Annotated in this window: 21 protein-coding genes; 11 read left to right on the forward strand and 10 right to left on the reverse strand. The window is 69.0% G+C overall.

All coding sequences use genetic code 11. The annotated features are described in order from the left end of the window. Positions 1-40: 40 nt before the first annotated feature. From MTBSS4_RS01415 to MTBSS4_RS01445, 7 genes are all read left to right on the forward strand, one after another. On the forward strand, positions 41-1,345 hold the full coding sequence (locus tag MTBSS4_RS01415; RefSeq protein WP_173981593.1) for a hypothetical protein: 1,305 nt from the start codon (positions 41-43) through the stop codon (positions 1,343-1,345). Positions 1,346-1,347: 2 nt separating this feature from the next. Beyond that, complete coding sequence (locus MTBSS4_RS01420) at positions 1,348-1,641, forward strand: hypothetical protein (RefSeq protein WP_173981594.1); 294 nt, start codon at positions 1,348-1,350, stop codon at positions 1,639-1,641. A gap of 82 nt (positions 1,642-1,723) precedes the next feature. Then, positions 1,724-3,004 (forward strand): phage tail fiber protein, encoded by a 1,281-nt coding sequence (locus MTBSS4_RS01425; RefSeq protein ID WP_173981595.1) that lies wholly within the window; start codon positions 1,724-1,726, stop codon positions 3,002-3,004. Positions 3,005-3,070: 66 nt separating this feature from the next. Next, complete coding sequence (locus MTBSS4_RS01430) at positions 3,071-3,376, forward strand: hypothetical protein (RefSeq protein ID WP_173981596.1); 306 nt, start codon at positions 3,071-3,073, stop codon at positions 3,374-3,376. Beyond that, positions 3,373-4,857 carry a phage terminase large subunit gene (gene terL / locus MTBSS4_RS01435; protein ID WP_173981597.1) on the forward strand — a complete coding sequence of 495 codons (1,485 nt, stop codon included), beginning with the start codon at positions 3,373-3,375 and terminating at the stop codon, positions 4,855-4,857. The genes MTBSS4_RS01430 and terL overlap by 4 nt, the downstream gene beginning before the upstream one ends. A gap of 19 nt (positions 4,858-4,876) precedes the next feature. Further along, entirely contained in the window at positions 4,877-5,176 is a 300-nt protein-coding gene (locus tag MTBSS4_RS01440; protein ID WP_173981598.1) for a hypothetical protein, read from the forward strand. Positions 5,177-5,187: 11 nt separating this feature from the next. Beyond that, on the forward strand, positions 5,188-5,760 hold the full coding sequence (locus MTBSS4_RS01445) for a 3TM-type holin (protein WP_173981599.1): 573 nt from the start codon (positions 5,188-5,190) through the stop codon (positions 5,758-5,760). A gap of 8 nt (positions 5,761-5,768) precedes the next feature. Here MTBSS4_RS01445 and MTBSS4_RS01450 read toward each other — a convergent pair whose 3' ends face one another. Further along, a complete protein-coding gene (locus MTBSS4_RS01450; RefSeq protein ID WP_173981600.1) occupies positions 5,769-6,269 on the reverse strand; it encodes a ferritin family protein in 501 nt (166 codons plus the stop codon). 162 nt (positions 6,270-6,431) lie between these two features. Between MTBSS4_RS01450 and MTBSS4_RS01455 the strand changes: the two genes are divergently transcribed. From MTBSS4_RS01455 to ccmB, 4 genes are all read left to right on the forward strand, one after another. Continuing rightward, positions 6,432-6,644, forward strand: a complete 213-nt coding sequence (locus tag MTBSS4_RS01455; protein ID WP_173981601.1) for a dodecin — start codon at positions 6,432-6,434, stop codon at positions 6,642-6,644. A gap of 91 nt (positions 6,645-6,735) precedes the next feature. Continuing rightward, a complete protein-coding gene (locus MTBSS4_RS01460) occupies positions 6,736-7,158 on the forward strand; it encodes a hypothetical protein (protein WP_173981602.1) in 423 nt (140 codons plus the stop codon). A gap of 55 nt (positions 7,159-7,213) precedes the next feature. Continuing rightward, positions 7,214-7,876 carry a heme ABC exporter ATP-binding protein CcmA gene (gene ccmA / locus MTBSS4_RS01465; protein ID WP_254432323.1) on the forward strand — a complete coding sequence of 221 codons (663 nt, stop codon included), beginning with the start codon at positions 7,214-7,216 and terminating at the stop codon, positions 7,874-7,876. Further along, complete coding sequence (ccmB, locus tag MTBSS4_RS01470; protein WP_173981604.1) at positions 7,873-8,538, forward strand: heme exporter protein CcmB; 666 nt, start codon at positions 7,873-7,875, stop codon at positions 8,536-8,538. The genes ccmA and ccmB overlap by 4 nt, the downstream gene beginning before the upstream one ends. A gap of 2 nt (positions 8,539-8,540) precedes the next feature. Here ccmB and MTBSS4_RS01475 read toward each other — a convergent pair whose 3' ends face one another. The 9 genes from MTBSS4_RS01475 to hflK form a co-directional block, all read right to left on the reverse strand. Continuing rightward, positions 8,541-9,725 carry a sensor histidine kinase KdpD gene (locus MTBSS4_RS01475; RefSeq protein WP_173981605.1) on the reverse strand — a complete coding sequence of 395 codons (1,185 nt, stop codon included), beginning with the start codon at positions 9,723-9,725 and terminating at the stop codon, positions 8,541-8,543. Next, positions 9,722-10,765, reverse strand: a complete 1,044-nt coding sequence (locus MTBSS4_RS01480; protein ID WP_173981606.1) for a B12-binding domain-containing protein — start codon at positions 10,763-10,765, stop codon at positions 9,722-9,724. Before MTBSS4_RS01480 ends, MTBSS4_RS01475 begins: the two co-directional genes overlap by 4 nt. Before the next feature lie 103 nt (positions 10,766-10,868). After that, complete coding sequence (gene trmB / locus MTBSS4_RS01485) at positions 10,869-11,576, reverse strand: tRNA (guanosine(46)-N7)-methyltransferase TrmB (protein WP_173981607.1); 708 nt, start codon at positions 11,574-11,576, stop codon at positions 10,869-10,871. 7 nt (positions 11,577-11,583) lie between these two features. Continuing rightward, positions 11,584-12,750 carry a methionine adenosyltransferase gene (gene metK, locus MTBSS4_RS01490; protein ID WP_173981608.1) on the reverse strand — a complete coding sequence of 389 codons (1,167 nt, stop codon included), beginning with the start codon at positions 12,748-12,750 and terminating at the stop codon, positions 11,584-11,586. Between the two features lie 211 nt (positions 12,751-12,961). After that, positions 12,962-13,471: a helix-turn-helix domain-containing protein gene (locus MTBSS4_RS01495; protein WP_173981609.1), complete on the reverse strand. Its 510-nt coding sequence runs from the start codon at positions 13,469-13,471 to the stop codon at positions 12,962-12,964. Between the two features lie 146 nt (positions 13,472-13,617). Continuing rightward, positions 13,618-15,165 (reverse strand): apolipoprotein N-acyltransferase, encoded by a 1,548-nt coding sequence (gene lnt / locus MTBSS4_RS01500; protein WP_173981610.1) that lies wholly within the window; start codon positions 15,163-15,165, stop codon positions 13,618-13,620. Continuing rightward, positions 15,162-16,682 carry a DegQ family serine endoprotease gene (locus MTBSS4_RS01505; protein WP_173981611.1) on the reverse strand — a complete coding sequence of 507 codons (1,521 nt, stop codon included), beginning with the start codon at positions 16,680-16,682 and terminating at the stop codon, positions 15,162-15,164. The genes lnt and MTBSS4_RS01505 overlap by 4 nt, the downstream gene beginning before the upstream one ends. Positions 16,683-16,716: 34 nt before the next feature. After that, entirely contained in the window at positions 16,717-17,595 is an 879-nt protein-coding gene (gene hflC / locus MTBSS4_RS01510) for a protease modulator HflC (RefSeq protein WP_173981612.1), read from the reverse strand. Then, on the reverse strand, positions 17,592-18,740 hold the full coding sequence (gene hflK, locus MTBSS4_RS01515) for an FtsH protease activity modulator HflK (protein ID WP_173981613.1): 1,149 nt from the start codon (positions 18,738-18,740) through the stop codon (positions 17,592-17,594). Before hflK ends, hflC begins: the two co-directional genes overlap by 4 nt. Positions 18,741-18,842: the final 102 nt, after the last annotated feature.

Genomic DNA, 18,842 nt, shown 5'->3' on the forward strand with positions numbered 1-18,842 from the left:
GTTCGCGCATCCGCTCGTTCCCCACCTCGGGAGTCCCATCATGCCCGATCATATCCAGGTCGGCGACGCCGTGCCACGCGCGCAATACGTGGCCAACGGCAGCCAGACCGCCTTCACCTTCCTGTTTCCCATCTTCACCGCCGCCGACATGGACGTGTGGCTGGATGCCGCCAGGCAATCGCCGCCGGCCTATTCCATCTCGGGAATCGGCGTCTCGGCCGGCGGGTCGGTGCTGTTCGCGACGCCACCCGCCGACGGAGTGCTGGTCACGCTGCGCCGCCGCCTCGCCATCGCCCGGACCGGCGACTACCAGGAGGACGGCATCATCCGCGCCAAGGTGCTGAACGACGAACTGGACTACCAGACCGCCGCCATCCAGCAGGTGGCCGAGGAAGCCGGCCGCGCCGTCCGGCGCTCGCTGGTCAGCCCCGGCACCGCCGACCTCACCCTGCCCGAGCCCGAGGCCGGCAAGGCCATCGGCTGGAATGCCGCCGGCGATGGCCTTGCCAACGATCCGGCCGGATTCGCCGCCACCGTCATCACCGTGACCAGTCAGGCCGCCGCCGCCGCCGCTTCGGCCAGCGCCGCCGCCGCCTCGGCCGCCAGCCTGCCCAACGGCCCCGTCACCGGAACCGGCAAGGTGCCGCTGTGGAACGGTTCCGCCTGGGTCGGCATCGATGCCGGCACCGGCGACATGGTGGGGGCCAACAACCTCGCCGACGTGGCCGACGCGGTGGCGGCGCGGGGCAATCTGGGCGCGGCGGCGGCCAGCCATGGTCACACCAGCGCCGACATCACCGACTTCACCGAAGCCGCCCAGGACGTGGTCGAGGCCATGGTGGCGGCGGCCGGCGGCGGGGGCGGCGGCTGGACCCATGTCGGCACCGCCAGCCCGTCCGGCGCGACCGTGGTCGATTTCACCGGCCTCGAAGCCGGCCACGATTACATGATCGAATATTCCGACGTGTTCAGCAGCGCCACCGACTGGTGGGCATTCCGCTACAGCACCGACAACGGCGCCAGCTTTTCCACCTCGTCGTACCGCTACAAGGCCGTGGTCTGGGACAGCGGTTCCGGCTCCGCGCTGACCGAGGCCGCGACAGCCAACGCCCTGCATTTCGGCCTGTGGGGGCCGGACTACCCGGCGGCGGGGCACATCGTGATCGCCAACCCGGCCCAAAACACCCACACGGTCGGTTACGGCCAGGGGGCGGGGCACAACCACGCGGGTATCTTCGCCGGCCTGCGCAATACCGCCGAAACCGTCAACGCGGTCAGGATCGTCAACGGCAGCGGTTACACCGTCACCGGGACCTTCCTGCTTTACAAGCGAGCGAGGAGCTGATCATGCACGCGACGATCCTTGACGCCGCCACCGGCGAGACGATGGCGGCGGACCTGCCCGAGGCCCACCGGCTGGCACTGGCGGCGGAAGCCGCCGCCACCCGCCCCGGACGCGAGCGGATGGCCCGCAATGCCCCCATCCTGGCCGCCCTGGCCGCCATCGACGCCAGGACGGTGCGGCCGTTGCGCGCCATTCTGGCCGCCCAGGCGGCGGGGCTCCCGCCCGGCGACGACGTCGCCCGCCTTGCCGCCTTGCAGGCCGAGGCCGATTCGCTGCGCGCCGGACTGGCGTCGTAATCCGCCTTTCCTCTCGCCGAGAGGAATCCCCGCCCGCCGGTCGTCATGACCCGCGGGCTTTTTCGTGTCCAAGGAGACCGACATGACCACCCATATCCGTATTCCCGACATTTCCCCGGTGAGCCAGGCCGTCGCCGACGGCTCCCGGAAGGTGTTCGATTTTCCGTTTCCGATCTTCCAGGATTCCGATCTGGAGGTTCGGGTCGACGGCGAACCGGCGACCGGCGGCGTCGTCAGCGGGGCCGGTTCGTCCAGCGGCGGCGCCGTCCGCTTGGCCGTCGCCCCGGCGGCCGGCTCCCGCGTCACCCTGCGCCGTCGCCAGACCTATGCCCGCGTCGGCGACTTCGCGGACGAGCGCGCCCCGACCCCGCACGAACTGAACGATGCGGTGGACCAGACCGTCGCCGCCCTTCAGGAACTGGCGGAAGAGACCTCGCGCTCGCTGAAGCGGCCGCTGTCGGCCGACCTGTCGCAGCCGGTCGACCTGACCCTGCCCGCGCCCGAGGCCGGCAGATTGCTGGGCTGGAACGGCGCGGCCAACGCCCTGGTCAACATCACCCAGGTCGGCACCTCCGACGTCCTGCTCAAGAGCCAGAATCTGGCCGACCTGCCCGACACGGCGCAGGCGCGGCTGAACCTGGGCCTGGCCCCGGTGGCCGCCTCGGGCGATTACGCCGACCTGACCGGCGCCCCGGTTCTGGGCAGCGCCGCTTCGCTCGACGCCGACACCGACCCGACCCTGGCCGCCGACAGCGACGCGCGGGTCGCCAGCCAGAAGGCGGTGAAGGCGTACATTGCGACCCAGACTGCCGGAGCCTCTCCCACCCTCCATCACCAGGTATTCACCAGTTCCGGGACCTTCACGGTTCCGGCCAACGCCACCGCCGGCACCGTCTTCAAGTTCACCGTGGTTGGCGGCGGCGGCGGCGGCTATCAGGGCTACACGGGAGGCGGTGGCGGTGGAACGGCCGTCTACTACACCTCCGGATTGACCAATGGGCAAACCTGCGCCGTCACGGTCGGCTCCGGCGGGGGCAACGGTACTCCCGGAACCGCCGGAGGGGTGTCCAGCGTCGTAATCGGCGCCAGCACCGTCACGGGCAATGGCGGCTTGGCGGGCACATCGTCGGCCGGCATCGCCACTCCAGGCGGCAGCGCCTCTGGAGGCACGCTCAACATCGCCGGCAGCGCAAGCGCCAGCGGCTATGGAAACGGCAGCTACTACTCCGGCGGCAGCAGTCACATGGGATTCGGAGCGACCAACAACAGCTATGCCACCGGCTATGGCGGCGGCGGTTCTTGGAACGGCGGCAGCTACGGAAATGGCACCGCCGGCATCGTGATCGTCGAGTGGATTGCGTAATGCGTTCCCGCCCCGCCCCTCGCCGGGCGGGGCGCCCTTTCCCTGGATTCTGCGAGGAGATGTTTCATGGCCGACGATCTCGCCCATTTGCGGCTGCGGCTGGCCGGAATCCTGCCCGAGCGCATCATGGCGGCGATGGCGGACTACGAGGATTTCGCCAACTCGGAACCGCCCGCCGATTCCAAGGGCTTCGCCGCCTGGCACGCGGCGGCCAAGGCGGCGCTGTCCCATGCGGACCTGCTGGTCAGGCTGGCCCGCTGGGCCGAGGGCTCGCCCGATGCCGCCGAATCGTCCGGCGACAGCGTCGGGCGCCTGCTGTCCCAGGCCCGCGCCGCCCTGGGCGCCATCGACGACGGGGAGGAGGGGGAATGACGGCCGTCGATTTTCCCGAGTTCGTCTGGGTGTGGAACCAGCGCCTGGGGCTCGGCACGCCCGGCCATCAGTTGCGCATGGCGCGCTGGCTGGCGGGGCGCTGGCACGGCCGCGACCGGGAATTGCTGCTGATGGCGTTCCGGTCTTCCGGCAAGTCCACCGTCGTCGGGCTGTTCTCGGCCTGGGTGCTGGCGCGCGACCCCAATCTGCGCATCATGGTGCTGGCCGCCGATTTCGCCCTGGCCAAGAAGATGGTCAGAAACGTCAAGCGCATCGTCGAGCGCCATCCCCTGACCCAGGGGCTGAAGCCCAAACGCCGCGAGCAATGGGCCGCCGACCAGTTCACCGTCAACCGCCCCGGCGAGCTGCGCGATCCCTCGATGGTCGCCAAGGGCATCGGCGCCAACATCACCGGCTCGCGGGCCGAGATCATCATCTGCGACGACGTCGAGGTGCCCAACACCTGCGATTCGGCGCCCAAGCGGGCCGATTTGCGCGACCGGCTGGGCGAGATCGAATACGTCATGGTGCCGGGCGGCACCCAGCTTTACGTCGGCACGCCGCACAGCTACTACACCATCTACGCCGACAGCCCCCGGCTGGAGGCCGGCGAGACCCGCCCGTTTCTCGACGGGTTCCGGCGGCTGGAGATTCCGCTGGTCGACGCCGGGGGCCGCAGCGCCTGGCCCGAACGCTTCCCGCCCGAGCGCATCGGCTCGTTACGCAAGCGTTCCGGCCCAAACAAGTTCGACAGCCAGATGATGCTGCGCCCGGTCAATATCGCCGACGGCCGCCTGGACCCGGACCGCCTGCGCTTCTACGAAAGCGAACTGGTCCATGCCGAGGGCAATGGCCAGCCGCTGCTGACCATCGGCGGACGGCGCATGGTGGCCGCGTCCTGCTGGTGGGACCCGTCCTACGGCGCGCCCGGCAAGGGCGACGCCTCGGTGGTGGCGGCGGTGTTCACCGACGAGGACGGCCTCTACTGGCTGCACCGCCTCCGCTATCTGGAACACGACCCGGAGCGGACCGACGTGGACGAGGCCACCCAGCTCTGCCGCCAGGTGGCCGGCTTCGCCGCCGAGTTGCACCTGCCGGCGATCTCGCTGGAGACCAACGGGCTGGGCCGCTTCCTGCCCGGCCTGCTGCGCCGCGAACTGGCCGCCGCCGGCATCGGCTGCGCCGTCATCGAGGCGGCATCCAGGCGGGCCAAGGACCAGCGCATCGTCGACGCCTTCGACGCGGTGCTGGCGGCCGGCGCGCTGCACGCCCACCGCGGCGTCTGGACCACGCCGTTCATCGGCGAGATGCGCGAGTGGCGGCCCGGCGGCAAGGGCCGCGACGACGGCCTGGACGCGGTCGCCGGCTGCCTGCTGTCGCAGCCGGTGCGGTTGTCGCGGCGTTTCGCCGTTCCCGGTCTCCGTCCCGACTGGCGGCCCGGCGGCGGCGCGGTGCTCGCCCGGACCGATTTCGACATATAGGCCAAAGGAGGCCCCGATCATGGACCATACCGCTTTCGATCCCGGCTGGTGGATCACCGCCGTGGAACTGCCCGTCCTGGGCGGTCTCGCCCTGACGATCTGGCGCACCCGCCACGAGGCCGACAGCCGGGTGGACGCGCTGGAGCATCGCCTGGAGATCGGCCTGGGCCAGACCCGCGAGGCCCTGTCCGCCTACAAGCTGGAGGTGGCCAAAAGCTATGCCACCACCGGCTATCTCAAGGATGTGGAACAGCGCCTGACCGAGCATCTGGTGCGCATCGAGGCCAAGCTGGACACCGTCCAGGGCCTGGCCAAATAGGAGACGTCGCCATGGACCCCATCACCGTCGCCCTGGGCCTCGCCCAGGTGGTGCCCGGCCTGATCCGCTGGATCGGCGGCGACGAATCCTCGCGGGCGACCCGAATCGCCGAGCAGGCGGTAAACCTCGCCAGGACCGTCGCCGGCACGGAATCCGGCGAGGAATCGGTGGCCGCCGTCCGGGCCGATCCCGCCCTGGCGCTCCGCCTGCAACAGGCCTGGCTGGCCCATGAACTGGCCTTGACCCAGGAAGAGAACCGCCAACTGGCCGAGATCAACGCCACCATGCGGGCCGAGGCGGCCAGTCGCGACGCCTTCGTCCGGCGCTGGCGCCCCACCTTCGGCTATGCGGTGGCGTTGACCTGGACCGCCACCATGGGGGCCGTGTCCTGGGCCATCGTCGCGACCCCGGCCAAGGCGGCCGAGATCATCGCCGCCCTGGTCAACACCTCGCCCATCTGGGGCGTCGCCCTGGCGGTGCTGGGGGTCTCGGTGGTCAAGCGCAGCCACGACAAGGCGACGACCAGCGGCTCCTCCTTGCCGGAGGGACCGCTGGCCGCGATAAGAACGGCGATTCGACGATAGACGGGCGGTCAGTCGACCGACTGGGCCGGGTCGGCGTCTTCCTGCCAGGTGATGGACGGACGCGGCGTCTTGGCGATCCACTTGTCCAGCGCCTCGACATGCTCGCGCTCTTCCTCGGCGAAATCGGCGCCCAGGCGCTTGACCTCGGCGTCATCGCTGTCGGCGGCGGCGGAACGGTAGTACTCCATTCCCCTGATCTCGTTGTCGCGGGCGTAGCGCAGGGCGTGATACGGCGTCATCAGATAGTGGATGTCGTTGTCGTCGCCCACTTCCGGCGGCGTCTTCCAACGATACTGCCACGACATCAGCTTGGGCAGTTCCAGGGCGCGGGCGCGCTGCTTGATCTCGTCGCCGTGCATGGTGGAAAACCGGGACATGTCGCGGAACACCGCCGCGGTCTCGGTGTTGTTGTGCGCCTCCATCATGTCGGCCAGCTCGGCATAGCGCTCCGCCGCCTCCTGTTCGAGCGCGATCGCGTGTGCCAGAAATTCTGCCAGGGTATAGCCCATCTGCGCCTCTTAACTTGCTGATCCGGGAGGATTGGAAGGGTACTGATCGGGTGGCGGCGCGTCAATGGCTAAATCGGTATTGCAATACCGATTTGTGACGGTTCGCCACGGGTTCATACTTGCCCCTTATCCCCTCCGGGGCAAGTACCGAGGAGACCGTCCATGGGCAATCACACCTACAAGATCATCGAACTGGCCGGCAGTTCCGACAAAAGCTACGAAGACGCCATCCGCAACGCCGTCGCCAAGGCGTCCAAGACCCTTCACAACCTGCGCTGGTTCGAGGTCACCGAAACCCGCGGCCATATCGACAAGGGCCAGGTGGCCCATTGGCAGGTGGTGATGAAGGTCGGGTTCACCCTCGACGGGGAATGACGGCGACCACCAGCCGGCCCGCCCCTCACAACGGCCCGTCTCCCTGTCGAGACGGGCCGTTCCCGTTCCCCCACAGCAAGGAGACCGCATCATGAGTGGATTCGAAGCCGTCGCCATTCCCATGGCCATCGGAGTGGCCAAGGAAGCGATTTCGTCACAACGGCGGCAGGGCGCCGCCAAGGCGGCCGCCGACGCCCAGAACCAGGCGGCGGAGCAGCACAACCAGATCATCGCCGCCCAGCAGGCCCAGGAGGAAAAACGGCAACGCAACCTGCTGGCGCGGCAGCAGGCCTCGGTCACGGCCCGGATGAGCGCCTGGGGAGTGGGCGGCGGCGGCTCCGCCGACGCCATCCTTCAGGGCATGGCCCGGCAGACCGCCGAATCCCTGGCCGAAAACGCACAGACCACCGCCTTGAGGCGGCCGGCCGGCCGGAAAAGCCTGCTGGACGACGGCGGCGCGGACATGGTCGGCCAGGGGCTCGACGTGTTCACCAGCTTCTATCGCGGCATGTGACCCCGGGATCGGAAACCCCTCGTCAAGCCGGCGGTTTTTTGCCATGGTGCCGGCCATGACCGAACAGGGTTCCTCGATCTTTTCCGGAAGCGGCCTGGCCTGCGTGCGCGGCGGCCGGGTGGTGTTCGCCGGGCTGGACTTCACCCTGGCCTCGGGCGGCGCCCTGGTGCTGCTGGGGCCGAACGGGTCGGGCAAATCCAGCCTGTTGCGGGTGCTGTCCGGATTGCTGCGCCCGGCCCACGGCCAGTTGGCCTGGAACGGCGAGCCGGTGGCCGACGACCCCGAGGCCCATGCCGCCCGCACCCATTACCTGGGGCATCACGACGCGGTGAAGCCGGTGCTCAGCGTCGCCGAGAACCTGCGGTTCTGGGCCCGCCTGCATGATTCCCACGCCGGCCGCGCCGACCGGGCGGTGGAGACGGCGCTGGAGCGGTTCGGCCTGTCGCACCTGTCGTCCATTCCCGGCAAGATGCTGTCGGCCGGACAGAAACGGCGGACCAATCTGGCCCGCCTGCTGGCGGCGCCCAGCCCGCTCTGGCTGCTGGACGAACCCACCACCGCGCTCGACCGCGCCTCCATCGCGGCGCTGGAGGCGGTTCTGGCCGAGCACCGCGCCGGCGGCGGCATGGTCGTTCTGTCCACCCACGCCGACATCGCCATGCCCGGCGCCGTCGAAATGCATCTCGACCGGTATTCGGTGGCGGAGGACCTGCCATGACCCGTTTTCTCGAAGTGGTGCGCCGCGACCTGCGCCTGGCGCTTCGCCAGGGGTCCGACAGCGTCATGGTGGTGACCTTCTTCGTGCTGACCGTGGTGCTGTTTCCGTTCGGCATCGGCCCCGAGGCCAACGTGCTGGAACGGGTTTCGGCCGGCGTGCTGATGGTCACCGCCCTGCTGGCCTCGATGCTGTCGCTGGACCGGCTGTTCCAGGCCGATTACGAGGACGGCTCGCTGGAGCTGCTGGTGCTGACCCCCGCCCCCCTGGGAATGGTGGTGGCGGCCAAGATGCTGGCCCACTGGCTGACCACCGGCCTGCCGCTGATGATCGCCGCGCCGGTGCTGGCGGTGCTGCTGCACATGCATGCCGACGGCTTCGTCATCCTGTTGGCGGCCATGGCGCTGGGAACCCCCATCCTGTCGCTGATCGGCGGCATCGGCGCCGCCCTGGTGCTGGGGGCACGGCGCGGCGGCGTGCTGCTGTCGCTGCTGATCCTGCCGCTTTACGTACCGGTGCTGATCTTCGGCGTCGGCGCCATCGACGCCGCCGTCCAGGGCATGTCGGCCAAGCCCCACCTGCTGATCCTGGCCGGCATCCTGACTGGCGCCCTGGTGCTGGCGCCATGGGCCAGCGCCGCAGCCCTGCGCCAGGCGCTGGAATAGGCTCACGCCGGCAGCGACACCGTGACGGTGGTGCCGTTCTCCTGATCGCTGTCGACCTCGATGCGGCCGCCATGGGCCAGGACGATGCGCTGGCAGATATGCAGCCCCAGGCCTGTACTATCCTCGCCCGCCGTGCCGCGCTTGCCCGAGCGGGAAAACGGCTCGAACAGCGACGCCAGTTCCCCCGCCGACATGCCGACGCCGGCATCGCTTACCCGCAGCCGGGCCTCGCCGCCCACCACATCCGCCCATATCCGGATCCGGCCGCCGGCATGGCTGAACTTGACGGCGTTGCCGATCAGATTGTGCAGAACCTGTTCCATCCGGGTGGCGTCGATGTCGAGGTGGAGCGGCCCATCGGGAACCTGGGCGACCAGGGCGATGCCCTTGCGTTCGGCCGGCAGGCTCAGCAAGCCGGCGACGCGGACCACCATGGCGCCGAAATCCACCTGCCGCCGCTCCAGGTGCAGGCGTCCCGCCTCGATCGCCGACATGGACAAGGTGTCTTCCACCAGCGCCAGCATGTAGCTGGCCGAGGTATGGATGTTGTCCAGGTAGGACATCTCCTTGTCGCCGATACGCCCCTCCAGCACCATCTTCAGCAATTCGGCGAACCCCGACACCACGCCCAGCGGGCTGCGCAGGTCGTGGGCCAGGATACCGAACAGCCGGTTCTTGACCTCGTTGGCCGCCTTCAGGGTGGCGTTGGCCTTGGCCAGGTCCCGCTGGGTGTTGAGCAGCTCGTTGTTGAGCTGGGTCATGGACTCGAAAAACGCCGCATCGGGCGGCGGGACGGCGGTGCGGCGCTCCTTGAACAACTGGCGCAGCACGGTGACGTGGCTGCTGTTGATCCGGGCCAGTTCCTCGATCAGGGTATCGACCCGCCCGTCGGTGGGGACGACGGCGACGATCATGCCGTCGCCGTCCACCGCGCCGGAAAAGCGGAAGGATTCGACGCCGCCGGCGGTGACGACGTTCATCTCCCAGTTATAGGCGTTGGCCTGCCGGCGCAGGTCGGCGACGAAATCCAGCGCCTTGGTGAAGCTGGACTCCTCCACCAGGGCGGCGAGCGGCCGCCCCCGCCGGGCTAGGCCGGCCAGGGCCGCCCCTTCATGGAGAATCTCCACCACCACGCCGTCTCCGTCGCAGCGCAGGATCAGCCCCGCCCCGCCTTGCCCTCCGGTCATCGTTCCGCCTCGATGGCGGCGACGGCATCGACGGCGCGGTCGGCGCGGTCGGCCATGCCGTCCGCCCCCAGGCGCCGCCACAGCAGCGGATCGGTGTTGAACGGAAAGCCGCCCACCAGGATGATCAGGTCCCCTCCCAGGGCATCGCGGGCCATGGCGATCAGTTCGGCCGCCTGCCCCAGATGGGCGGCGATGGTCACCGACAGCCCCAGCACCGACGCCTTGCGCTCCTTCAGGGTGCCGACCACGTCGGCCGGGGGGACGTTGGCCCCCAGGTAATGGCTGTCCCATCCCGCCATCTCGAAGAAATCCGCCACCATACGCAGGCCGACCTCGTGCAGGTCGCCGCTGACGCAGGACGCCACCATGCTCCGGCCACGCGACTCGCCGGTGAAGACATAGGGATAAAGCTGCGACATGATCGCCTGGGTGGCGGCGGTCACGAAATGCTCGTGCGCCACGGTGATCCGGTTGAGCTGCCACAGGCGGCCGGTCTCGCGCAGCGCCGGCTGGAACACGTCCAGATAGACCTGCCGCACCGGCAATCCCGCCGCGACCCGGTCCAGCACCAGCCGCGAGGCGGTCCGGCGGTCGCCGGCCAGCAGCGCGTCCAGATAGGCGCGGGCCATGTCCGCCAGCGGATTGTCGGCCAGGATGAAGCCGGGGGGCTCGGCCGGGAAATGATCGAGATCGCCGATGGCGCGGCGCAGCATGGCGCGGACCCGCCGGGATTCGGGTCCCGGCAACTTCTCGCCCAGCACCTCCATCAGGGTCTCCAGGGCGCCGCTGACCTCGGCCATGTCGACGGCGCGGCCGACCGACACCACCTTCAGCCAGGCGACATAGGCGGAAAACAGCGCGTAACTCTCGTTATCCACCGCCTCGCGCAGGAACAGCAGGGTCTGGCGGATGTCGTCTTGGTACCGGGCCCGGTCAGAGGCGCCATGGCGCTCCGCCAGATCCGGTTCGTGGGCATAACGCCTCGCCACCACTTCGGCGGCGAGGTCGGAACGGTCTGAACCGGTCAGGGCGATGGTCATGGCAGACCAGTCTGTGATGGCGACAACGGTACCCCATGCCGAGGGCCTATGCTAAAGATAATAAGATGCCGCCATCCTTCAAGGTCTTCAAGAGCAAACCGCCCTATCGGCGGCGATAGAGGAAGAAGGTCGGTTCGCGGCCGGCCAGGCATTTCAGCTCGTAGCGGGTCGCGGGCCAGTCGGCCGGCAGGCTGGCGCGGTCGGTGGTGGCCAGGATCTTGTCGAAGGCGGAATGCCCGGCCAGATGGCGGCGCGCCCATTCCACATAGACCGGATCGTCGCTGGCCACCCGCAATTCGCCGCCGGGGACCAGAACGCGGGCGATGGCGTCCAGGTTCTCGGGACAGACGAAGCGGCGCTCGGCATGGCGGGCCTTGGGCCAGGGATCGGGAAACAGCACGAACACCCGCGACAGCGAGCCTTCGGGCAAGGCCGGCAGCAGCAGCCGCACGTCCTCGGGAAAGACGCGGACATTGTCCAGCCCGCGGGCCTGGACGTGGCCCAGCAGGCTGGCGATGCCGTTGCGGAAAACCTCGCAGCCGATCAGGCCGATGCCGGAATCCGCCTCGGCCAGGTCGGCGAGGTGCTCGCCGCCGCCGAATCCGACTTCCAGCCAGACCTGACGGACCGGCGGGGAAAACAGGGCGGCGGGCTCGACGGATTGTCCCGGCCCCGGCACGGCGATGGCGAGGCGGGGCAGCAGGCCGTCCAACAGCCCCAGGGCGTTGCGGCGCAAGGCCTTGCCGCGCCTGCGACCGAAAAAGCGCGGCCGGTCGCCGGCCGCGCTTTCCGTATCATCGTGATGGCTCATGAGGGTCTCAGAAGGCCTTCTTGAGCTGCTCCACCAGATCGGTCCGTTCCCACGAGAACCCGCCATCGGCCTCGGGAGTGCGGCCGAAATGGCCATAGGCGGCGGTACGGGCATAGATGGGCTTGTTGAGGCCCAGATGGGTGCGGATGCCGCGCGGGCTGAGATCCATCAGCTGCTGCAACACGTCGGACAGCCGGTCCTCATCCACCTTGCAGGTGCCGGAGGTGTCGACATAGACCGACAGCGGCTTGGAAACGCCGATGGCGTAGCTGAGCTGGATGACGCACTTGTCGGCCAGACCCGAGGCGACCACGTTCTTGGCCAGATAGCGGGCGGCATAGGCGGCGGAACGGTCGACCTTGGTGGGGTCCTTGCCCGAGAAGGCACCGCCGCCGTGGGGCGCGGCGCCGCCATAGGTGTCGACGATGATCTTGCGCCCGGTCAGGCCGCAATCGCCGTCCGGACCGCCGATGACGAAGCGGCCGGTGGGATTGACGTAGAACTGGGCCTCGTCGCACATCCAGCCGTCGGGCAGGCAGTTGACCACATGCGGACGCACGATCTCGCGCACGTCGGCCTGGGACAGGCTGGCGTCGTGCTGGGTCGAAATGACCACCGAGGTGGCGCGAACCGGCTTGCCGTCGCGGTATTCCAGGGTGACCTGGCTCTTGGAATCGGGGCCGAGCAGCGGGGAGGCGCCGGAATGGCGGGCCTCGGCCAGCGACTTCAGCATGGAATGGGCGAGATGGATCGGGGCCGGCATCAGGGTGTCGGTCTCGTTGACGGCGTAGCCGAACATGATGCCCTGGTCGCCGGCGCCCTCGTCCTTCTCCGCGGCGGCGTCGACGCCGACGGCGATGTCGGCGGACTGCGAGTGGACGTGAACCTCGACCTTGGCGTTCTTCCAGTGAAAGCCGTCCTGTTCGTAGCCGATGTCCTTGATGGCGTGCCGGGCGGTCTCTTCCATCAGTTCCCTGGTGATCGAGGCGGGGCCGCGGACTTCGCCGGCCAGGACGACCAGATTGGTGGTGCACAGGGTCTCGACGGCGACGCGGGCATGGGGGTCGGCCCCCAGGAAGGCGTCGACGACGGCATCGGAGATGCGGTCGGACACCTTGTCGGGATGACCTTCGGAAACCGATTCACTGGTGAAAAGAAAATTCTTCTTGGACACGGGCAAGCCCTCCTCGATCCAATCTGCATGGGACCAGGGGCATCAGAAGCCGGGAAACGCCATCGTGATGCACCCACTTAGCCGGATTTTACGTGGCGGCAAGCGGTCAAAATCTCCACGGGAGCGGGAGCCCCACTCCGGGAGGTTCTTCTGACAGGCGGAAGGGCGCCCCGTCAAGACATATCGCCGAACCGGGCGCGTCCCGCCGGAATCAGGGCTGTTTCCCGCTCTCGGCGCTGGCGGCCAGCGCCTTGGCCAGGTCGTAGACCCGCCTGCGGATATGGGGGTCGGCGATGGCGTAGTAGGCGCGGACCAAGTCCAGGGTCTCGCGCCGGGTCAGGGGATCGTTCTCGAAGCCGGCGGGTTCCTCGGCCAGCCCGACGGCGTCGCCCCGCGCCACCGCCAGCGGGCTCTGCTGCCGGATGGCGTCGGACATGTCGTCGAAGAAGAACGACACCGGCACGTCCAGCACGCGCCCCAGGTCGAACAGGCGCGAGGCGCCGATGCGGTTGGCGCCGCGCTCGTATTTCTGGACCTGCTGGAACGTCAGCCCAAGGGCGGCGCCCAGCTTTTCCTGGGACAGCCCCATCAGGGTCCGGCGCAGGCGCACCCTGGCACCGACATGGATGTCGATGGGGTTGGGCAGGCCGGACGGCAGGCGGCCCCGCCGCGACGATTTCCTTGGACTGGGGGGGGAATCGGGTGATCGCGGTCTGGCCATGCTATCGTCCTGACGATGAGAGGCGGCGAAAGCGCACTAACTGAAAGTTGCGCACCACCATAAAGCCGCTATCATATGCATGTCAACACGCGAAGCGGGTGCCGTAGCGTCGAAATGTTGCGGTCTGGAACGTCTTGGGTCATGCGTCACCCCGGACGCCGCGCCGCCAGCGACAGCCCCAGGCAGACCAGCAGCAGCAGCAGGGCCACGCCGTTGCCATGACGTCCGAAGAGGGTGGGGCCGGCCGGCCGGGGCAGCGGCGCGTCGACGATTCCCTTCTCGCCCAGACCCAGGCGGGCGATGACCCGGCCATGGCCGTCGATCACCGCCGAGATGCCGGTATTGGCGGCGCGGACCAGCGGCAGCCCCTCCTCGATGGCACGCATGCGCGCCGCCGCCAGATGCTGATGCGGTCCGCTCGATATGCCGAACCAGCCGTCGTTGGTGACGTTCAGCAGCCAGTCCGGCCGCGTCTGGTCCGGGGCCACCAGGGCGCCGGGAAAGATCGCCTCGTAGCAGATCAGCGGGCCGACCGGCGGCAGGCCGGGCAGGTCCAGGGTCCGCGGTCCCGGCCCGGCCGAGAAATCGGTCCCGCCATGGGTGATCTTGGCGATGGGCAGGATGGCGCGAAACGGCACGTACTCGCCGAACGGCACCAGATGGACCTTGTCGTAGACCCCCGCCACCTTGGCGCCCGAGGTGATGGCGAACAGGCTGTTCCACACCTGGAAGGGCTGGACGTCGCGGGGGGTGACGCGGGGCGCGCCGGTCAGCACCATGCCGCCGGGCGGGGCCGCCGCCGCCACCATCTCGCGGCGCAGCGTGTCGAGATCGAGGAAGTATGATGCCGCCGTCTCCGGCCACACCACGGTGGTGACGGCCTCGAAACCGGCCGAGCGCGACAGGTCCACATGCTCGCGCAAATTGGCCTCGCGCAGGTCGTCGCGCCACTTGTTGGCCTGGGGCAGCGACGCCTGGACCAGCCGCAGCCGGACGCCGGGAACCATCTCGGCGGCGGGGGCCGCCGCCAGCCGCGCCTGTCCATATCCCCACAGGGCCAGCGGAATTCCGGCGACCATGGCCAGCACCGCCATGCGTCCGCGCGGCGACAGCGGTTCCGCCAGCAGGGCGGGCGCCATCACCGCCAGCGCGGTCAGCAGGCCGAGCCCCCAGATTCCCGCCACCGAGCCGAATTGCAGCATGGGCAGGAAGATGTCCCATACCGAGCCCAGCGGATTCCACGGAAACCCGGTCAGAACCCACGACCGCAGCCACTCGGCCACCGTCCAGGCCGAGGCCAGCAGCAGGATGCGGCCAAGCCCGCGAAAGCGGCTGAGATGCACCGCCAGGGTCGCCAGCCCGACGAAGGCGGCCAGCAGGCCCGACAATCCGAAGATGGCGAAGGGGATCATCCAGCCGAAGCGGGCGGCGTCGGTCAGCAGGGCGTTGCTGATCCAGTACAGCCCCACCGAGAACCACCCCATGGCCCACCACCAGCCGGTCCCGAAGGCGGCGCGGCGGCTGGCCGAGGCGTCCAGCATCCACACCAGGGCGGGAAAGGCCAGCAGCAGCAGCGGCAGTATGTGCAGCGGCGGCAGCGCCAGGGCGGCAAGGCCGCCCAGCAGCAGCAGGCAAAGCCGCCGCCGCCAGCCGGTCAAGGACTGGAGGCGGACGGCGGCGGCATGCAACGTCACTTCCTGCCCTTGGCTTCGGCCAGGGACAGCGCCACGTAGCGCAGGGTCTGCGGATTCTCGACGCGCAGCAGCAGCGACTTGGAACCGGCCTTGCGGGCCTCGTCGATCAGCTTGGCCAGATCCTGCGGCGCCCGCACCGGCTTGTGGTCGGCCTCGATGATCATGTCGCCGGGGCGCAGGCCCTTCTCGGCGGCGGCGGATTCCGCCTTGACCTCGGTGACCAGAATCCCCTTGGCCTCGTCGTCGATGCCGAAACGCTCGCGCAATTGCGGCGTCGGCGTCGCCACGGTCAGGCCGGTGCCGGGAATGGCCATGGAACCATCCTTGGCGACGCCGGGCTTGGGCTTGTCGGACTTGCCCCCCTTGGCCGACTGGTCGGCGGGGTCCTCGGGCATCTCGCCGACGGTGGCGGCGATGGTCTGCTTCTTGCCGTTGCGCCAGATCACCACGTCCACCGTCCGGCCGATGGCGGTGCCGGCGACATGGCGCGGCAGGCGGCGCATCTCGGTGATGTCCTTGCCGTCGAACTTCAGCACCACGTCGCCGTCCTTCAGGCCGGCCTTGTGGCCGGGGCCGTCGGGATCGACCTTGGCGATCAGGGCGCCGTGCTGGTCGGGCAGGCCGATGTTCTCGGCCATGTCGGCATCCAGCGACTGGATGCGGATACCCAGCCAGCCGCGCCGGACCTTGCCGTGCTTGCGCAGGTCGTCCAGCACCGGCATCGCCAGCGAGGACGGGATGGCGAAACCGATGCCGATCGACCCGCCCGACGGCGAGATGATGGCGGAATTGATGCCGATGACCTCGCCCTTCAGGTTGAACATCGGACCGCCGGAATTGCCGCGGTTGATGGGTGCGTCGGTCTGGAGGAAGTCGTCATAGGGGCCGGCGTTGATGTCGCGGGCCCGCGCCGAGACGATGCCGGCGGTGACGGTGCCGCCGAAACCGAACGGATTGCCGATGGCCAGCACCCAGTCGCCGACCCGGGCCTCGTCGGAATTGCCGAACGGCACCGCCATCAGGGTCTTCTTGCCGGGATCGATCCGGAGCAGGGCCAGATCCACCTTGGGGTCGCGCCCGACCACGGTGGCGGTGAACACCGAATCGTCATGCAGCTTGACGCTGATCTCGTCGGCGTCGGCGATGACGTGGTTGTTGGTCACGATCAGGCCCGAGGCGTCGATGATGAAACCGGAGCCCAGCGATGTCGCCTTGCGCGACGGCGCGTCGGGGCGTCCTCCCCCCTGCTGGCGCTCCAGGAATTCCTTGAAGAACTCCTCCAGCGGCGAGCCAGGCGGAAATTGCGGCATCTCCAGCCCGCCCTGGGGATTGCGGATGGTCTGGGTGGTCGAGATGTTGACGACGCTGGGCAGCAGCCGTTCCGCCAGATCGGCGAAGCTGTCGGGCGGCGCCGCCGCCTGGGACGCGGCGGACGAGAACACCACGGTGAACAGCGCCGCAACCGCCATCACGACGCGCGGCACGGCGGGACGTATGTCGATCTTCGAGATGAACACCTGACCAAATCCTCCGGAATACTTAAGGGCCGGATCAGCGACCGCGCGAGGCGGGGCCGACTCCGAAAGCCTTCAGGAAATCGTTGTCCGGCGACAGCACCAAGGTGGTGTTGCCGTCGCCCAGCGCGCTGCGATAGGCCTGAAGCGACCGGTACAGCGCGAAGAATTGCGGGTCCTTGCCGAACGCCTCGGCGAAGATGCGGTTGGCCTCGGCGTCGCCCTGGCCTCGTTCGATCTGCGCCTGCTTTTGCGCCTCGGCCAGGATGACGGTGCGCTCGCGGTCGGCGCGGGCGCGAATCTGCTGGCCCCATTCATAGCCCTGGGCGCGGGCCTCCTTGGCCTGACGCTCGCGTTCCGACTTCATGCGGTCGTAGATGGACTGGCTGGTCTCCTCCGGCAGGTCGGCGCGGCGCAGCCGCACGTCCACCACCTGGATGCCCAGTTCGCGGGCGGCCCGCTCGGCGACGTCCTGCTGGACCTGGCTCATGATGCCGGCACGCTCGTCCGACAGGATGGCGGGCAGCATCGCCTGTCCCATCACCCGGCGCATGGCCGACGAGACGATCTGGGCCAGCTGGGCGCGGGCCAGGGTCTCGTTGCGGACGGCCTGGTAGAACTTCAGCGGATCGGCGATGCGGAAGCGGGTGAAGGTGTCGACGACGATGCGCTTCTGGTCGCCCAGGATGATCTGCTCCTCGGGCGGGTCGAGCGGCAGCAGGCGGAGGTCGTAGCGGACCACGTCCTCGATGAACGGCATCTTGAGGTGGAGGCCGGGTTCCTTGATGGTGGCGCGATGGGCGCCGAAGCGCAGCACCAGGGCCTGTTCCGCCTGATTGACGATGAACAGGGACGAACCGCCCAGCACCAGGGTCACCAGGGCGAGGACGGCGACGACGATCAGGCCGCGATTCATTTGGCACCTCCCGCGCTCTTCTTGAGTTCGGGGAGCGGCAGATAGGGCACCACGCCCTGGGCTCCCTTGGCCGAGGGATCGATGATGATCTTGGCTGCGCCCTTCAGGATCTCCTCCATGGTCTCGATGTAGAGCCTGCGCGCGGTGACGTCCTCGGCCTGCTTGTAGGCGCCGTAGATGGCGGTGAAGCGCTGCGCGTCGCCCTGGGACAGGTTGACCACCTGTTCGCGGTAGGCCTGGGCCTCCTGGACGATGCGCTCGGCCTCGCCGCGGGCGCGGGGGATGATGTCGTTGCGGTAGGCCTCGGCCTCGTTGCGGGCGCGCTCCTGGTCAGCGCGGGCGCGCTGCACGTCGTTGAAGGCGTCGATCACTGCGCCGGGCGGATCGACCTTCTGCAACTGGACCTGCTGCACATGGATGCCGGCGCCGTAATCGTCCAGCAGCTTCTGCAATTCCTCCTGGGCCTGGATGGCGATCTGCTCGCGCTTGTCGGACAGCGCCGCCTGGATGGGATTGCGGCCGATCACCTCGCGCAGCGAGCTTTCCGCCGCCACCTTGACGGTGGCCTCGGGATCGCGGACGTTGAACAGGAACTTGCCGGCGTCCTTGATGCGCCAGAACACGGCGGCATCGGCCTCGACGATATTTTCGTCGCCGGTCAGCATGCGGCTTTCCTCGGGAACGTTGCGGGTCGAGGCTGCGCGGTCGCCCCGGCTTTCGCCCACCGAGCGATAGCCCAGCTGCAACTGGTTGACCTTGGTGACCTTGGGCAGCAGCACGGTCTCGATGGGATAGGGCAGGCGGTAATGCAGCCCCGGCTCGGTGGTGTCGACCCACTTGCCAAAGCGCAGCACCACGCCCTGTTCGTCCGGGCTGACCTTGTAGATGCCGGTCAGGCCCCAGACCACCACGGCGACCACCGCCAGCGCGATCACGCCGCGGGCGCCGCCGCCGCCGAAGCCGCCGCCCGGCATGGCGCGGCGCAACTGTTCCTGGCCCTTGCGGATGAAATCCTCGATATCGGGGCCGCCCGGCATGCCGCCATTGCCGCCGCCGCCCGGCGGACGGCCCCACGGGCCGTTGCCGCCGCCACCGCCGCCGCCCCAAGGACCGCCACCGCCGCCACCGCGAGGATTCCAAGCCATCAAGCGTCCCCTATCGTAGTCCGTCCGCGTCTGAAAAATTTCCGTCCCCGGAACATAGGGCAGGTTTCCCCCCGGCGCAACGCGGCCCGGCAATAATGTCCG

Source organism: Magnetospirillum sp. SS-4 (genome assembly GCF_902729425.1).
GTDB lineage: Bacteria > Pseudomonadota > Alphaproteobacteria > Rhodospirillales > Magnetospirillaceae > Phaeospirillum.

What these genes read in the sequence shown, in the direction of transcription:
- MTBSS4_RS01415 (WP_173981593.1), top strand. Translation starts at nt 41, where the DNA reads ATGCCCGATCATATCCAGGTCGGCGACGCCGTGCCACGCGCGCAATAC.
- MTBSS4_RS01420 (WP_173981594.1), top strand. Translation starts at nt 1,348, where the DNA reads ATGCACGCGACGATCCTTGACGCCGCCACCGGCGAGACGATGGCGGCG.
- MTBSS4_RS01425 (WP_173981595.1), top strand. Translation starts at nt 1,724, where the DNA reads ATGACCACCCATATCCGTATTCCCGACATTTCCCCGGTGAGCCAGGCC.
- MTBSS4_RS01430 (WP_173981596.1), top strand. Translation starts at nt 3,071, where the DNA reads ATGGCCGACGATCTCGCCCATTTGCGGCTGCGGCTGGCCGGAATCCTG.
- terL (WP_173981597.1), top strand. Translation starts at nt 3,373, where the DNA reads ATGACGGCCGTCGATTTTCCCGAGTTCGTCTGGGTGTGGAACCAGCGC.
- MTBSS4_RS01440 (WP_173981598.1), top strand. Translation starts at nt 4,877, where the DNA reads ATGGACCATACCGCTTTCGATCCCGGCTGGTGGATCACCGCCGTGGAA.
- MTBSS4_RS01445 (WP_173981599.1), top strand. Translation starts at nt 5,188, where the DNA reads ATGGACCCCATCACCGTCGCCCTGGGCCTCGCCCAGGTGGTGCCCGGC.
- MTBSS4_RS01450 (WP_173981600.1), bottom strand. Translation starts at nt 6,269, where the DNA reads ATGGGCTATACCCTGGCAGAATTTCTGGCACACGCGATCGCGCTCGAA.
- MTBSS4_RS01455 (WP_173981601.1), top strand. Translation starts at nt 6,432, where the DNA reads ATGGGCAATCACACCTACAAGATCATCGAACTGGCCGGCAGTTCCGAC.
- MTBSS4_RS01460 (WP_173981602.1), top strand. Translation starts at nt 6,736, where the DNA reads ATGAGTGGATTCGAAGCCGTCGCCATTCCCATGGCCATCGGAGTGGCC.
- ccmA (WP_254432323.1), top strand. Translation starts at nt 7,214, where the DNA reads ATGACCGAACAGGGTTCCTCGATCTTTTCCGGAAGCGGCCTGGCCTGC.
- ccmB (WP_173981604.1), top strand. Translation starts at nt 7,873, where the DNA reads ATGACCCGTTTTCTCGAAGTGGTGCGCCGCGACCTGCGCCTGGCGCTT.
- MTBSS4_RS01475 (WP_173981605.1), bottom strand. Translation starts at nt 9,725, where the DNA reads ATGACCGGAGGGCAAGGCGGGGCGGGGCTGATCCTGCGCTGCGACGGA.
- MTBSS4_RS01480 (WP_173981606.1), bottom strand. Translation starts at nt 10,765, where the DNA reads ATGACCATCGCCCTGACCGGTTCAGACCGTTCCGACCTCGCCGCCGAA.
- trmB (WP_173981607.1), bottom strand. Translation starts at nt 11,576, where the DNA reads ATGAGCCATCACGATGATACGGAAAGCGCGGCCGGCGACCGGCCGCGC.
- MTBSS4_RS01495 (WP_173981609.1), bottom strand. Translation starts at nt 13,471, where the DNA reads ATGGCCAGACCGCGATCACCCGATTCCCCCCCCAGTCCAAGGAAATCG.
- hflC (WP_173981612.1), bottom strand. Translation starts at nt 17,595, where the DNA reads ATGAATCGCGGCCTGATCGTCGTCGCCGTCCTCGCCCTGGTGACCCTG.
- hflK (WP_173981613.1), bottom strand. Translation starts at nt 18,740, where the DNA reads ATGGCTTGGAATCCTCGCGGTGGCGGCGGTGGCGGTCCTTGGGGCGGC.